Source organism: Alteromonas sp. BMJM2 (assembly GCF_027257845.1).
In the GTDB taxonomy this organism is placed as follows: domain Bacteria; phylum Pseudomonadota; class Gammaproteobacteria; order Enterobacterales; family Alteromonadaceae; genus Alteromonas.
Genome location: NZ_JAPVOT010000004.1, coordinates 113,548 through 128,122 on the forward strand (window position 1 = coordinate 113,548; position 14,575 = coordinate 128,122).

Annotated in this window: 11 protein-coding genes; 4 read left to right on the plus strand and 7 right to left on the minus strand. The window is 43.3% G+C overall.

What is annotated here, in order from left to right; genetic code table 11:
* The first annotated feature begins 193 nt into the window (after positions 1–193).
* From O9X84_RS06585 to O9X84_RS06595, 3 genes are all read left to right on the plus strand, one after another.
* Entirely contained in the window at positions 194–1,543 is a 1,350-nt protein-coding gene (locus tag O9X84_RS06585) for an OapA family protein (RefSeq protein WP_269518982.1), read from the plus strand.
* 8 nt (positions 1,544–1,551) lie between these two features.
* A complete protein-coding gene (locus tag O9X84_RS06590; protein ID WP_269518863.1) occupies positions 1,552–2,874 on the plus strand; it encodes an anhydro-N-acetylmuramic acid kinase in 1,323 nt (440 codons plus the stop codon).
* Positions 2,875–3,054: 180 nt separating this feature from the next.
* A complete protein-coding gene (locus tag O9X84_RS06595) occupies positions 3,055–4,176 on the plus strand; it encodes an alkene reductase (RefSeq protein WP_269518864.1) in 1,122 nt (373 codons plus the stop codon).
* A gap of 156 nt (positions 4,177–4,332) precedes the next feature.
* On the opposite strand, the gene O9X84_RS06600 is transcribed toward O9X84_RS06595, so the two are convergent.
* Both O9X84_RS06600 and O9X84_RS06605 read right to left on the minus strand, forming a co-directional pair.
* A complete protein-coding gene (locus O9X84_RS06600) occupies positions 4,333–4,779 on the minus strand; it encodes an SRPBCC family protein (RefSeq protein WP_269518865.1) in 447 nt (148 codons plus the stop codon).
* Between the two features lie 285 nt (positions 4,780–5,064).
* Positions 5,065–6,867: a trans-sulfuration enzyme family protein gene (locus tag O9X84_RS06605; RefSeq protein ID WP_269518867.1), complete on the minus strand. Its 1,803-nt coding sequence runs from the start codon at positions 6,865–6,867 to the stop codon at positions 5,065–5,067.
* Positions 6,868–7,031: 164 nt separating this feature from the next.
* Here O9X84_RS06605 and O9X84_RS06610 point away from each other — a divergent pair, with 164 nt between their 5' ends.
* Positions 7,032–8,009: a D-2-hydroxyacid dehydrogenase gene (locus tag O9X84_RS06610; protein WP_269518868.1), complete on the plus strand. Its 978-nt coding sequence runs from the start codon at positions 7,032–7,034 to the stop codon at positions 8,007–8,009.
* 297 nt (positions 8,010–8,306) lie between these two features.
* Here the strand turns inward: O9X84_RS06610 and erpA are convergent, their stop codons facing one another.
* The 5 genes from erpA to O9X84_RS06635 all read right to left on the minus strand — a co-directional run bounded on the left by erpA (position 8,307) and on the right by O9X84_RS06635 (position 14,490).
* Positions 8,307–8,651 carry an iron-sulfur cluster insertion protein ErpA gene (gene erpA / locus O9X84_RS06615; protein ID WP_269518869.1) on the minus strand — a complete coding sequence of 115 codons (345 nt, stop codon included), beginning with the start codon at positions 8,649–8,651 and terminating at the stop codon, positions 8,307–8,309.
* A 90-nt stretch (positions 8,652–8,741) separates the two neighbouring features.
* Entirely contained in the window at positions 8,742–10,595 is a 1,854-nt protein-coding gene (locus O9X84_RS06620; RefSeq protein WP_269518870.1) for a sensor histidine kinase, read from the minus strand.
* Between the two features lie 2 nt (positions 10,596–10,597).
* Positions 10,598–12,853, minus strand: a complete 2,256-nt coding sequence (locus O9X84_RS06625) for an EAL domain-containing response regulator (RefSeq protein ID WP_269518871.1) — start codon at positions 12,851–12,853, stop codon at positions 10,598–10,600.
* Positions 12,854–12,970: 117 nt separating this feature from the next.
* Positions 12,971–13,945 carry a GGDEF domain-containing response regulator gene (locus O9X84_RS06630; protein WP_269518872.1) on the minus strand — a complete coding sequence of 325 codons (975 nt, stop codon included), beginning with the start codon at positions 13,943–13,945 and terminating at the stop codon, positions 12,971–12,973.
* Between the two features lie 11 nt (positions 13,946–13,956).
* The gene (locus tag O9X84_RS06635; RefSeq protein ID WP_269518873.1) at positions 13,957–14,490 is read right to left on the minus strand and encodes a hypothetical protein; all 534 of its coding nucleotides are present in this window, start codon (positions 14,488–14,490) and stop codon (positions 13,957–13,959) included.
* Positions 14,491–14,575 lie beyond the last annotated feature (85 nt).

Genomic DNA, 14,575 nt, shown 5'->3' on the forward strand with positions numbered 1-14,575 from the left:
GAAGCTTTTGAATAAACAGCGTGGCCTACTACACGGCGCTGAACACACATAAAAATAGCGGCCTTTACTTTATAAACAGTAAGAAAAGCTGTTTTTTTAAGCAACCTATGTGACATAGTATTTGATGGATAGTACTATGTAAGCAGTATTTCTCTAAAAATGCAGTAGAAAGAGAAAAGAAATGAGAAAAGAAATGGCGAAAAAAATAGACACTTCTAAAGCTGTCAATTTGATTAAAAAGTTACCAAAGCAGCACAGAACAAGCCTCGCAATAGCCAGTATGTTCTTAGGTGCGCTTATCCTTTTACCATCAGAGCCCGTAGAAGCGAGTCGCCATCAGGAGGCATTATCGCTTGATGCAGGCATACGCTACCCTGTTGCACTTCAACTTACCTCGTCTTCCGACGTTTTCATTGGTGAAGAAGAATCGCCCTGGCAGACTTACAAGGTAAGAAGTGGTGACACGTTAGCAAAAATTTTTAAACGCGCGGGTTTTACGGCGCGAGACGTTTACAACGTTACCAATGCGGGAGAGTTAGCGAAAACCTTAGTGACTTTACTCCCCGGCGACGAACTGTCATTTAAAGCTGATCGCGAAGGTCGTTTTAGCGAACTAAAATATGCCTTATCAGCAACTGAAACGCTGCTGGTTCATCGCGATACATCGCACGTTGCTAATGAGCACACTGGCGGTAATTCAGACGAATTAGTTGCAGAAATTGAAAAACGCACCGTAGATATTCGCTATAACTTTGCTCAAGGCGAAATTACGTCAAGCTTTTGGAACGCAGCTCGCGATGCGGGGATGAGTAACAACCAAATTATGAACCTTGCGGGGATCTTTGGTTGGGACATCGATTTTGCGTTAGAAATACGCGCCGGAGATACTTTCAACGTAGTATTTGAAGAGCAGTACATCGACGGTGAATTTGTTGGCTATGGCGATATCGTTGCCGCTGAATTTACGAACCAAGGCGAGCAATTTAGCGCTATTTTGCACGAAGATGGCCGATACTATACGCCTGAAGGCCGCAGCATGCGCAAGAGCTTTTTGCGTGCGCCTATTAACTTTCGATATGTTAGCTCTAACTTTTCTAAAGCCCGTTTTCATCCGGTACAAAAACGATGGAAGGCTCACAGAGGCACCGACTATGTGGCGAAAGTGGGGACGCCAGTTATGGCAGCAGGCGATGGCAAAGTAGTCAAATCGGCTTACGATAAGTACAACGGTCACCACGTGTTTATTAAGCACGGTGAAAAGTACACCACAAAATACCTACACTTTAGAAAGCGTGCGGTAAAAGTTGGCGATACTGTCAAACAGGGACAAACAGTGGGTTATTTAGGAAGCACAGGCCTTGCTTCAGGCCCTCACGTTCATTATGAGTTTTTAGTGGATGGCGTGCACCGAAATCCACGAACGGTTCAGTTACCTAAAGCACTTCCCATTGCAAAAGAAGAGAAAGCACGATTTATGGAAATTGCGTCGGTAAGACAACAGCAACTGGATAATAACAAGCGCATCATGCTTGCAATGCGATAAATCTATAAATGGCTAAATACATTGGATTGATGTCAGGGACGAGTATGGACGGCGTAGACGCCGTCCTTTGTGATATTTCCAATGATGCTTTTGGTTTCAAATGCCAAACGCTTGCCGCTTACTCTCTTTCCTATCCCGATGAATTACTTAGCGCCTTAAATGCGTTATGCACAGAGGGCAGCAATGAACTCAATACCTTAGCGGTAGCCGACAGGTTAGTCGCCGAGGTATTTGCCAACGCTGTGCAGGCCTTGCTGGCACAAGAAAACCTAGCGGCTAGCGATATCACAGCAATCGGCTCCCACGGACAAACCATAAGGCACCACCCAGACCGTAACGTGCTTTCATTGAGCTTTAGCAAAGGCAACTTGCGTACGTTTACCTGTCAAATTGGCGATGCCAATACCCTTGCCGTACTCACCGGAATCGATGTGGTGGCCGATTTTAGGAAAAAAGATATTGCCCTTGGAGGTCAAGGTGCTCCTCTTGTGCCGGCCTACCATAATGCGGTATTCGCCCATCCTTCAAAATACCGGATACTGGTTAATATTGGCGGCATTGCCAATATTACTGTTGTTCCACCCGCTTATCAGCAACTTCCACCTTTAGGCTTTGATACAGGGCCAGGCAATACACTGATGGACAATTGGATACGACTGCACTTGAACGAGGCCTATGACAGTAACGGTAGCTGGGCAGCCCAAGGGTGCGTAAATCAGTCGCTGTTAGATCACATGCTAAGCGATAGATATTTTTCCTCGCCTTTTCCTAAGAGCACGGGAAGAGAGTATTTTAATATTGACTGGCTAAGTAATTATTTATCATCCTTTTTCTCCGAGAGAACGGGGCATATTGACGAGAGCAGTAAAGACAATGCTTTTCGCCCCGTCGATATTCAAGCCACTTTGCTGCAACTCACGGCTAACACTATTTCCAAAGAGATACATCAAGTAGTGAACACTCGGCACACAAACCATAAAGGGAGCTCTGTTGAACAGAGCGATATTGAAGTGATTGTTTGTGGCGGCGGCACTTTTAATAGCGTATTAATGAATCAGTTAGCTTCCGACTTAGCTTGCAAGGCACCTACTGAATCTTCTTCTCACTTGGCTGCTAACTTGGCTGCTAGTTCACTCCCTAACTTTTCTAGCCAGCCATCGAGCTATACCGTACTCACTTCTGACCATGTGGGTATTCACCCTCAGCACGTTGAAGGTGCCGCATTTGCGTGGCTAGCGTTTGCTTACCTTCATGATATTACAGGTAATGTGCCGCAGGTTACCGGAGCAAGCAGAGCTGCTGTTCTTGGAGCGCTTTACAAAAAGAACTAGCGTGCTGATTTTGCATCAATACGAACATTTCACCGGTTTCCTCAGTTACAAAGCGAGCCTTTAAAGACTCAAAACATCTTTAATATATAATTTCGCACTAATATCGCCTATTGAATCAATCCAAGTTACATCCACTTATGTATTCACTACGACTAAAGTAGAAACCATAAAGGACACTTAATGACAGATTCAGCATTATTCCAACCCATAGAGTGGGCAGGAAAAACATTACAGAACAGAATGGTGCTTGCACCAATGACCCGCGGACGCGCTGGCAACGAAAGCATTCCGAATAAAATCATGGGCGATCAATACGTACAGCGTGCAGATGCAGGACTTATCATTTCTGAAGCCACGTCAATTTCTCCAGAAGGTGTGGGCTGGGTTAATGCTCCCGGTATTTATAACGATGAAATGGTAGAAGGCTGGCGTTCAATAACAGATCGCGTGCACCAAGCAGGCGGAAAAATTGTGTTACAGCTATGGCACACAGGTCGCGCTTCGCACAGCGACTTTCACGATGGCGAGCTACCTGTTTCAGCATCGGCTATCAAAATTGAAGGCGACGAAATTCATACCCCTAAGGGTAAAAAGCCTTACGAAGTGCCCCGCGCCATGACCACTGATGACATCAAGCGTACCGTAGAAGATTTCAAAAAAGCGGCGATAAATGCAAAAGCCGCTGGTTTTGATGGTATCGAAGTTCATGCAGCCAATGGTTACCTGCTTAATCAATTTTTAGATAGCCGCAGTAATCAGCGTGACGACAATTATGGCGGTAGCTTGGAAAATCGCTATCGATTTCTTTCTGAAGTTATGGAAGCAGTGCTAAGCATTTGGCCTGCAGAAGATGTTGGCGTGCGTTTATCGCCTAATGGTGTGTTCAACGACATGGGCGCCGACGACTACAGAGAAACCTTTACGTACGTAGCACAGCAACTTAACAAGCTGAAAGTTGGTTATTTGCATGTAATGGACGGACTGGCTTTTGGTTTCCATGAACGTGGCGAGCCAATGACTCTTGCAGAATTTAGAGCGCTGTTTGACGGTATAATTATTGGTAACTGCGGATACACGAAAGAAGAAGCAGAAAAGCGCATTAGCGATGGCGACGGTGACATGATTGCTTTTGGCAGACCTTGGATAACCAATCCAGACCTTGTGACGCGTTTTAAGCACAACTACCCGCTAACCCCGTTTGATGATCCATCTACATGGTATGGCGGCGATGAAGAAGGCTACACCGATTACGAAACCTATCGCGAATCTAGCGGTAAAGACGCTATGTCGTCGTTAACGTAATAGGGTTTGCTTAACCACAGCCTAAGTACGAATTACGAAGCAATAAGCGCAGAATTAAGTAAGCGTTACTAATAAACACAAAACGCCTATTCGTTTAACAACGATTAGGCGTTTTTTATTAGCGTGTAATTTGGTGTAGCTCTGGGGCATGCAACTTTAGCTTAGCGCCTTTTGTTTACTCGCCAACACGGCCAATTTTTCTAAGCATGACATCCATGCATGCTCATGTTGCTGGCATTCTTCTTTATTCACAAAGCCGCTTTGCTCCAATACCATGTTAACGTGACCTTCATCATCTTCTGTAAAGTGAATATTCACTGAAGTCATGACAGAATCTTCTAAGTCATCTTCCCAAGCCCAAGAGAATACTAATTGCTCGTTAGCTAACAGGGTAACGTACTCCCCGGTTAGCGACATTTCGACTCCGGAAGGCTCCATCATTTTAATGCGGTATCTGCCGCCCTCTTTAAAGTCGTTCATTACCTGAGTAACCGAGCAGCTTCCAGGAGCAAACCACTGTGAGAGGTACTCAACTTCATGAAACGACGCATAGATAAAAGGTAGCGGCGCGTTGAAAGTGACGTCTATGGTGAATTGGTACATGAAATGGCCTTTGTCATTTATTTTTAATCCCCTAAACATCTGGCGTAAGCGTTAAGGGTTTTGCTTTTCTCTTACTGGGGTTATCGACCAGCATCTTTAAATGCTTAAATCTTTAACCCTCACTTTCGCCTACCCATTTCCATTCGTGGTAAAGCCTCAATGAGTGAGCGCCGCCACTTCTGTGATTCCACGATAACTTGCTAGTAGCACTATCGTGGCGACGTCAGTCCAGCTCTGCATATGTCATATTACGACATACATATTACAAGTTGCATAAGGTCAAACTCACTCACCCATAAGCGACTTCATACTAGGCTTACTGCCAAAATGCTGTGCGCAGACTCTTTCGCTTACCGCTAAATACAGCGCATCAATTGCCTCATTGTCCATAAATTGATGACTAAACCCTGGCGTGCTGGCATCAATGAAATGACGAGAAGCCAGTATGAAATGCGCGATGATCTGCTTTACGTTATCAAGGCCCATCGCAATGCGCATAGTAGTAAGCTCAATTCCGGCTTTTGATTGCTCGTCTTTGCTTAACTCAGAATGCGAGGTTAACGCAGGGCAAAGCACAATAGTGTTGTTCTGACCAATACTCACCTGATGACTAAAAGCAGGCTCTAAGGCATCGAAAAAGCGAGTAAATACGTCTCTCGCTAAACCAGCGGGCGCCATATCGATAGTAAATAGCGTGCACGGCCAGCCATGAGCATGCTGTTTTTCCCTAAGCCCTGCATTGTCGTGCTCTGCCAGTCCATGACAATTCACTCTAATGAGAGGATGAGAGTTTAAAAATGTCGTAAACACTTGTGTATTGATAACCTTTGTCATCATTCGCTGTTCTAACGTTTTCATGCCATTTAATACATCAAACGCTTTTTCAGAGTCTAGGAAAGCGCCCTTGATGTAATACACGTCCCAGAACATGGTTTGCGACCAATCTACACCATCTACACTGCTTCCCTTAGGCTGAAACATGCGGTGGCCTTCCCCTATCACCACACCCGCAGTTGTTGCACCACTGCCACACAAGTCCTTGGTATAGCTGTGGACAACATAGTCTGGTCGTGCGGCTTTATTTTTATGCTGCAGCGGCTGATGCAGTACTGGCGTGGCAAGCGTAGAATCAAGCATGACCAGCGCACCTTCAGCATGAGCAAGCTCACTGATACCAGGCACATCAAGAACATAGCCATGGGGGTTACACGGAGACTCCATATAAACATGCAATGAAGCGCCATTATTTAAACGCTCAGCGTGCTGGTGCTTGGTGTGTGCCATAAAATCTGCAAAGCTCGCTTTGTCATATCCGTCGAACCAAGCAATTTGAATATCCATCCTATTTTCTCTGGCGAAGAAATCGTGAAGAAGCTGATAAACGCCCCCATACACATTTCTAGACACAATTAACACGTCGCCATGACTTAATACATTCGACAACATGGCATCGATTGCTGCCATCCCTGAATTGAAATTCCAAGCAAGATATTGTGATGCATAAGGTCCAGCCTCCATGTCCACAATGGCATTCGCCAGGGAAATATTGGTTGGGTTGAGTAAGCGAGAATATATTTGGTGAGTAAACTCTTTGCCTTGAAATGCATCGTCTACCCACTCGGTGCAGGCATACACGTACGTTGCCGTTCTCACTACCACTGGCGTGGCTGAAAATAGTGCAGTAACGTTATCAAACATCGGGTAGTGACCTTGAGAACCATTGCCACTAGACAAACTTTGATAAGTGGCGCGAAACGGGTTTTGTAATGTATCTAGTACCTTAGCAATTTGAAAAGATAAAAACTTCTTAGCATTAAAATAGGCGACCCTGTCTTCTTTATCCAGAGTTTGTAGTGTGTTGGTAGTAATATTCCACAACTCCATTACACTAGATTGGGCGCCGTAAAGGTGATGAGCAGTTTGGGCTAGGGCCTTGCCGTAATCGCTAGACGCGTCGATGCCAAAATGGCTTAGCTGTTCGCTAACTAAATCCTCTGTGGTATTGGCCTCAGTGGTATTGCGTTTAGGTGAAAGTACTTTAGCGTGTTCAACCGAGATAGAATGATTGTGAGTATTATCCGACTGCATGATAGTTCCATTAAAATAGTGAAATTGGATTAGGGCTGTTGGCTAAGCTAAAAAGCAGGCCATTAACTAAAACTTAAAACGATATTTACAATTTGAGAACAAAAAGACGTGCGATAGATGAACATGCACTAGGAAAGAAAAGTTTACTTAAGAGTAAAATCTGAATGAATGAAAGCGCTCAAAAACCATTAAAGGTCGTCATTTTAAGCAACGAGGCAGAGCAAATTGCCGAGTCGATCCGCGATAAAACGGCGCTACCTTCACCACTTTTTCAGAATATTGATATTTGTATCGCTACCGATAACCCAGACAATATCAATTGCGATAATATCGAAGTGCTGCTTGCAGATCCCAATCTAGCGGCAAGTGTTATTCCGCGCTGCCAGCATTTGAAATGGTGCCAATCTACTTGGGCTGGTAATGCTCCGCTTCTCAACCTTAAGAAAACTGACTATGAATTAACGGGGCTAAAAGGCGTATTTGGAGAATTAATGCGTGAGTATGTGTTTGCCTACTTACTGCATTTTGCGCGAAACATACCCGCATTTGCCGCGAATCAAAACGCTGAGCCACCGGTGTGGCATGCCGAGACGCGCTTTCCACTTAACGGGTTAACACTGGGTATTATTGGTTTAGGTAATATTGGTCGTGCACTTATACCTGTAGCGCATAGTTTTGGAATGAAAGTGATTGGCGTGTCGAGAAGCGCTCAGCCAGTCGACGGTGCAGACGCCATGTATATGCCTTCGCAAATTACCCAATTTGCCGAGAATGTCGATCACGTTGTTAATCTAATGCCGGACACCTCGCACACCCAGCAGCTTCTCTCTAAACGCTTCTTTGACCATTTAAAGCCCCATTCTATTTTAATCAATGCAGGGCGAGGAAGCGCTATAGACGATGACGCATTAATTCATGCGTTAGACGAAAACCGGCTGGCTCACGCTGTTTTAGATGTTTTTGACCATGAACCATTGCCAGCTACTCACCCATTTTGGCATCACCCAAAAATAACGGTAACTGCGCACACCGCGGCAGAGTCTCAAGCTGAAGATGTCGCACAGGTTTTTTTAGACAATGCCGAGCGCTACATCAACCATCAACCACTACGCTATAAACTCGATTTTATGAAGGGCTATTAGCAGTGCTAGCGGCTTTATAGTGAAGCCAAGTCTGAGATAACACGCCGCGATTGCGAACATTTTAAGTCTCGCTGAGTGGGTAACTATCTATGCGAACTGTTATGCCATACGGAGATGTTGTGGAGCCATATAGTTTCACAATTGCGTCCTTCCATAGCTATGGTCAAACCATAGTGTAGACACAAAGCTGCCTCTATGAAAAGGGAGAAAATGAGGAACAAAAAAAGAGGGCTAATTAGGCAGATATAAAATGAAAGAAACTATATCTGCCCGTTACTGGGTTTAAAGTGGGCGACCTTAAACGCTGAAGCTAGCACCGCAACCGCAAGTGGTGGTTGCATTGGGGTTTTGAACTAAAAATCGAGAGCCTTCCAAGCCATCAACATAATCGACAACACCGCCTACTAAATACTGTAAGCTCATTGGGTCAACAACCAATGTTACGCTGTCTTTCTCAATGGTCATATCGCCTTCATTGACTTTCTCATCGAAAGTGAAACCATACTGAAACCCTGAGCACCCGCCACCGGTAACGTAAACACGCAACTTAAGCTCTGTATTCTCTTCTTCGGTAATCAGCGTCTTTACTTTATGTGCCGCCGCATCAGAAAACTCTATTGGCAACGCCGTTTCGACTGACATATTTACCCCTAACGTTAATTACTTTTCATACATTTTACTACGCCTTAGTATCTAATACATCAGTATTTACGGCAAATAACGTGAGTTTAATCATGCTTTTTCGTCGTTCACCTCAAGTGCAATTGGCATTGTGATAGTAAACGTGGTTTCTCCTTCTCGTGAAGCCACACTTATTTTTCCCTTAAGCATTCCCGTTACCCATTGATATACTAAGTGTAAGCCTAGACCTGTATTACCCGACGCCCTCGCGGACGTGACAAATGGATCGAAAATCTTGGGTGCAATATCCTCAGATATACCAGAGCCATTATCAGTGTAAGTCACAACAGCACTATCTCCATCGATTCGAAATGATATGACAACCTTATTATTTGATTGCTTTTGAAAACCATGTTCTATGCTATTAACAACAAAATTTTGTAGTACTTGCGACAGAACGCCCGGATAGCTCTGCAAGGTAATATCATCATCTGAATCCAGCAATATCTCCACTTTCTTTTCTTTTAATAGCGGCTTTACAGAGATGCAAAGGTCGGTGACTAATTTTTCAAGTGAAAATTGCACAATATCTTCACTTCCTCGGTCAACGGACACCCGTTTGAACCGTTTAATTAAATCTGCACTGCGATTTAAATTTGAGAGCGCTAATTCGCAGGCTTCTTTGTTGTGTTTAATGTGTCTATGCAGCTTTTCTAAAGTCAGCTCGTTAGGAATCAATTGTTCGAGTTCATCTGCACGCCGCTGAACGCTGCTGACCATCATTAGTGCTCCACCTATAGGCGTATTCAGTTCATGAGCCATCCCCGACACCAGCATTCCAAGTGAAGCCATTTTTTCTGACTCAAGTAATTCGTCTTGCAGTATTCTCTGTTCTTCAAGGGCTTTTAAAAGAGACTGCTTTTCCTCTTCCAATCTACTGGCCAACACACTTAACTGCATCTCCCTTAACTTGTCCCTAAGTAAAAAGGCCAAGGATACTATGGCTGAAAACACGGATAACAACACAGCAAGAGCCAACGCGTTGTAAAACTTCTGCTGATAAAAATCTCGGTGTGTGCGGACAAAAAAGATTAGCGACTCATCAGCAAAGCTATCTTTAACATCGTGGGATATTCTTCGCGCACTATACATGTCACCCTCGCTTCCTTTAACAAGTGAAACAGAGCGTTCATTGTTGAGCTTACGCCACAGTAAAGGTACGGTATTCATTGCTAAGTGTCCGCTTTCTAATTCTGCCCCCCATTCCACTGTCGAATTGGTGTGAAGCAGCCAACTACCGTTGTCTTTGGCAACTAATAGCTCATGCGAGTTTGAGCTAAGTGCTTTTAGTTCTTCTAGCATATCGTTGAGCTGAAAATTAACGACAAATAACCCCTTCCCATTAGGATGTTCATTAAAGTTGATAATACTTCTTACGGTAGGAACGAAAGGTCTCTCTATCTGCCCGCGTTCAACATTCAAATCAATATCGGATAACGATACTTTACCCGGACTCGAGCTAAACGCACTTTTAACGAAGTATCGAGCGCTTTTGTTTTGGAGCTGCTCATCAGAAACTCGCTGTGCAGTACCGTTTTTGAAATTTATCCGTAAGGTTTCGTCACCTGAATTATCAATCCACCTAATTTGGGAGATTGATGGAAGAGTAAGGCCTATCTCGGCAAGTGCACCTGCTGCATTTGTGATGTCGGCACTTTTAAGAGCGTATTCGAAGTGAGCGTTAAGTAGCCTGGTGCTATTTTCTATATCTCCCACTCGCGCGTTGAAAATCTGATTAGCCTGGCTTAGTAGCACATTGTGCGCTGCGTTTATCTCAACATACTCACTATCTTGTACATAATGAAAAACAGCAACACCGATAGACATTGATGCAATCAAAGTAAGCGCAATCGAAACCATTGCGCTAGGCTGTTTTACAATGAGTAAGAGCGTTTTAATCTGCACGTTTATGCGCTCTTTTTACACAATGCTTCAAAATCTTCAATCGGCATTGGTTTGGCAAATAAATAGCCTTGCGCAAACTCATAACCACACTCAATAAGCTTCTCCTTTTCTTCTTCCGTTTCTACACCTTCTGCAATGATGTTAAAATTAAAACGATTAGCTAGACGAAATACCATTTCACAAACCGCAAGGCCTGCTTCAGAACACTTATCATTTGATAATTTTGAAACGAAGCTTTTATCTACTTTAAGTGTAGAGACTGCCAAATCAGCAATGTGTGCTAAAGAAGAGTAGCCCGTGCCAAAATCATCCACGCTTACTTTTACTCCCATTGATAAGAGTTTTTGAAGTACTGGATTAACCTCTTCATAGTCTTCCATGGCCTGGCTTTCAGTAATTTCAACTTCTAGTAAAGATGGCTCGATGCCAGAAGCGCTCAAAAGGCCAACCAGCTTTTCAATAAAGTCAGTGGTGGTTATATCACTACAGGTTACGTTGAATGAAATAGGCATATTGATACCAATACTACAAAGCCGCTTTATAGTATTAATGGTTTTCTCCATAACCATTGAGTCTATTTTGTTCATTATCCCCGATGCTTCAGCAATAGGAATAAACAACGATGGAGGGACAACCGAGCCATCTGGCTTAGTCCATCTCAATAACGCTTCGGCGCCTACCAGCTCTCCTGAGCACATATTCACTTTTGGCTGTAGTGCAATGTTGAAAGCGTCTTCCATTCTTAGTGCACTATATAAGTCCTGCAATATCTCGTGTCGCACCGCTATATCGCTTGTAAAGCTTGGGCTGTATTTCACCACCGCCTTGCCGCGCTCTAGGCCATCAATAAGCGCCATCTCAACGAGAGTAATCATGTCCGATGCCGAATAACCGATTATGCTTTTTAATTCCGCAACGCACACTGTGGCCACCACAGTGTGATTAATGCCATCTACATTAATCGATTGTTCTGTCAGTGACTTTAATTCGTCCTCTGAAGGGGTGTTAATTCTAGAAAACAGAATGGCCAGCTGATTATGAGAAATTCTGCATATTTCTTTCGCGTGTTTGTAATGAGCTCTTATATTTTCATAACGTGCTCTAACCATAAGTTCTGTGTGGCTAGAACCTAACATTACTGTCGCTTCTGAAAAATTAGCGATATTGATAATAACCATATCTAGATTAGCTAGCATAAAATCATTAGATTGGGTTATCTCTCGAACCAACCAATTTCTATTTGGTATGTTTAATTCGCTGTCGTAATAGGCCAACTTTGACAGTTTGTTGAGAAGTGCGAGATTAGCAAATCCCGTTTTCACGTTTTCGCAAAACACCCTCAAAAGGGCAACGTGCTGTTCATTCAGGGAGTTCGGAGACTCCACAAGCATAAGATAGCTTCGCCTATCGATATCCTTTGTAGAAAAGTACAGAACCGATAACTCTTTACCAAATATATGTCGCTTTTCATCCCTGGCTGTATTTAATAACTTGGTCATTTTTTCAATTGAAATAGGATGACTATCACAAGATAACAAATCCTGAAGGACTTTCATTCTAGAGAGAGAGAACGACCCTGTTGCGGCAACCACTTCATTAGTTTCTAAAGGCTGGAGCTCTGATGAAACCAAACAGGCAATACCGCCGCTGTGTGGCACACCGACAATTTTTCCCACTTCTTGTAATACTGTTTTTGAAAACCCTTCAACGTCAAGTTTTGAGGTAATTACACGAGAAGCATCAACAATCATTTGTAAGCCACGTTTGGCTCTATTTAGCTCACTAAGCGAATGCCATGTTCGTATGTTGCTTATTACAACCGAGCGCAGTTTTTCTTCAGTGAGGTCGGTTTTCGTCCAGTAGTCGTCTATATCATACTGTTTCATTAGGGATTGACGAGGCGCATTAACACCTGGCTGGCCTGTCACCAACACTATTCTGACATTATCGTCGCCAATGACGTTTCGAATGGTATCGACAACCCGCAGCCCTGCATCGTCACTTTCCATCACTACGTCTAGCAAAATAACGCTTATATCGCTAACAGACGAAAGTACTGCTGCGGCCTCTACTGCAGAGTTTGCTGTAAGTACCTCAATGCCTTTCCCGTCAACTTCTAATCCATCTAAACTAAGTTCGATAGATTTCTGATAGTTAACATCATCTTCTACGCTCAGAATCGTCCAAACGTCGTCGGAAACTGAATAATGACTATCCTTAGTTTTTTCATTAAAATTTATTATGCTTTTAAGTGACATCTAACTTGTATTCCTGTTACGAAACTTTCTATCTAAAAAGTAGCGTATATATGTGAAAAATCCCATATATCTTAGTTTGCTTTTGAAAATTTCACAGAGGTGAAGCGCTGCACGACCTTACACCGCCTTCAGTTTTTCCCCTACCATTGCATATCGAAAACTTTCATTCCCAGGAATATCGTCTGCAACAACATTGTTTTTTCCAGACTTTTTGGCTTTATACATCGCCTTATCGGCTTTTTTCATGGTCTCAATAAAATCTAAAGATGCATGCTCTTTCGAACTCGCCACGCCAATACTCACCGTGACTTTGCCGTAAGTAGAATGGCGATTAGTGATACCCAGCCTTTCCACGGCTACTGACATTTTTTTGGTGAGCATTTTGGCACCATCTAAATTTGTTCTTGGCAGAAGCACAACAAACTCTTCCCCGCCAAAACGTATGACACAGTCAGTTGGGCGCTTAGTTATGCTTTTTAGGGCCCTAGCTACCTGTTTTAAGGCGTTATCACCCTCCACATGCCCATAACCATCGTTGAACTTTTTGAAATCGTCGATATCAATCATCAGCATAGACATAGAGCGGTGTTCTCTATTTAATGCTCTCACCAAGTCAGGTACGTGCTGTTTAACGTATTGTCGGTTGTAAAGCCCTGTAAGCGAATCGGTGCAAGACAGTTTCTCAAGAAACCGCTCACGTTCTTTGATATTTATTTGGTGCTCTATACGAAGTTTTAATACCTCTGCCACCACTGGCTTTGATATGAAGTCACACGCGCCAGCATGCCAGCACTCCGTTTGACGATCAGCATCTGTGTGGCCTGTTAAAAAAACAATGGGAGCAATAGTAGAATTAAATGTTTGCTTCAGTCTTTTCGCTACCGTGACACCGTCAACAACTGGCATGTTGTAATCCATCAAAATAAGGTCTGGTTGGCCATACTTGCGACAATATTCCACTACCTCTCTACCAGAGCTAGTTTCGATGCACGTGTAACAATTTGACAGCATACCCACTAAGGTAGCTCTAAAAAGAGCATCATCGTCAACAATCATAATAGTATGGTGCTTTTTTACTTCTTGAACTGACATGGGATGCTTCTTTACAGCGTTGTCGATTGTAGGTTAGTTTTCTTGAGACGAACTTGAAACTTCGACTGGATTTGCTTCGTCAGTCTCTTTGCTGTTAGTAAAAACGCTTTTACATAACAAATTAAACGCGTGGTGTTATGCAAAATGAACTCACTATTATTGCTATAAACACTCAGCCCTTTAGCCTTTTTCAGAGGTAATAACGATAGGCCCTTGTCACTATCTAGTATATTTTCACATCTAGGATCTGAGTTAGCTTTAAGCCGGATTTGTTTAGGAGAACGCTCTGAGAATCGCATAAGTACAGACGCTGTTTTTCCTAATGATGTTACCCAACTCGGTGTATTGTCTCGAAAACCGCCACTCCACATTTTGCCTGGAGCATTCTTAAAAAAACGAATAGATTCATTGTTTATTCGATAGTACTTTTTACGTTTTGCAAATGGTAAAGACGTATCTTCTGATTCAAAGTTGGCAAGGTCTTCGTCAGTAAAGTAAAACTCTGCACACCATGTACTTTGAACTGTTTCCTTATCATCAATCAAAATATGACGACGACTTTACGCGTATTGACCTGGGAACTACTCAGTGTAGTTGAACTACAGTGATGCAACACAATTCGAAAGCGTT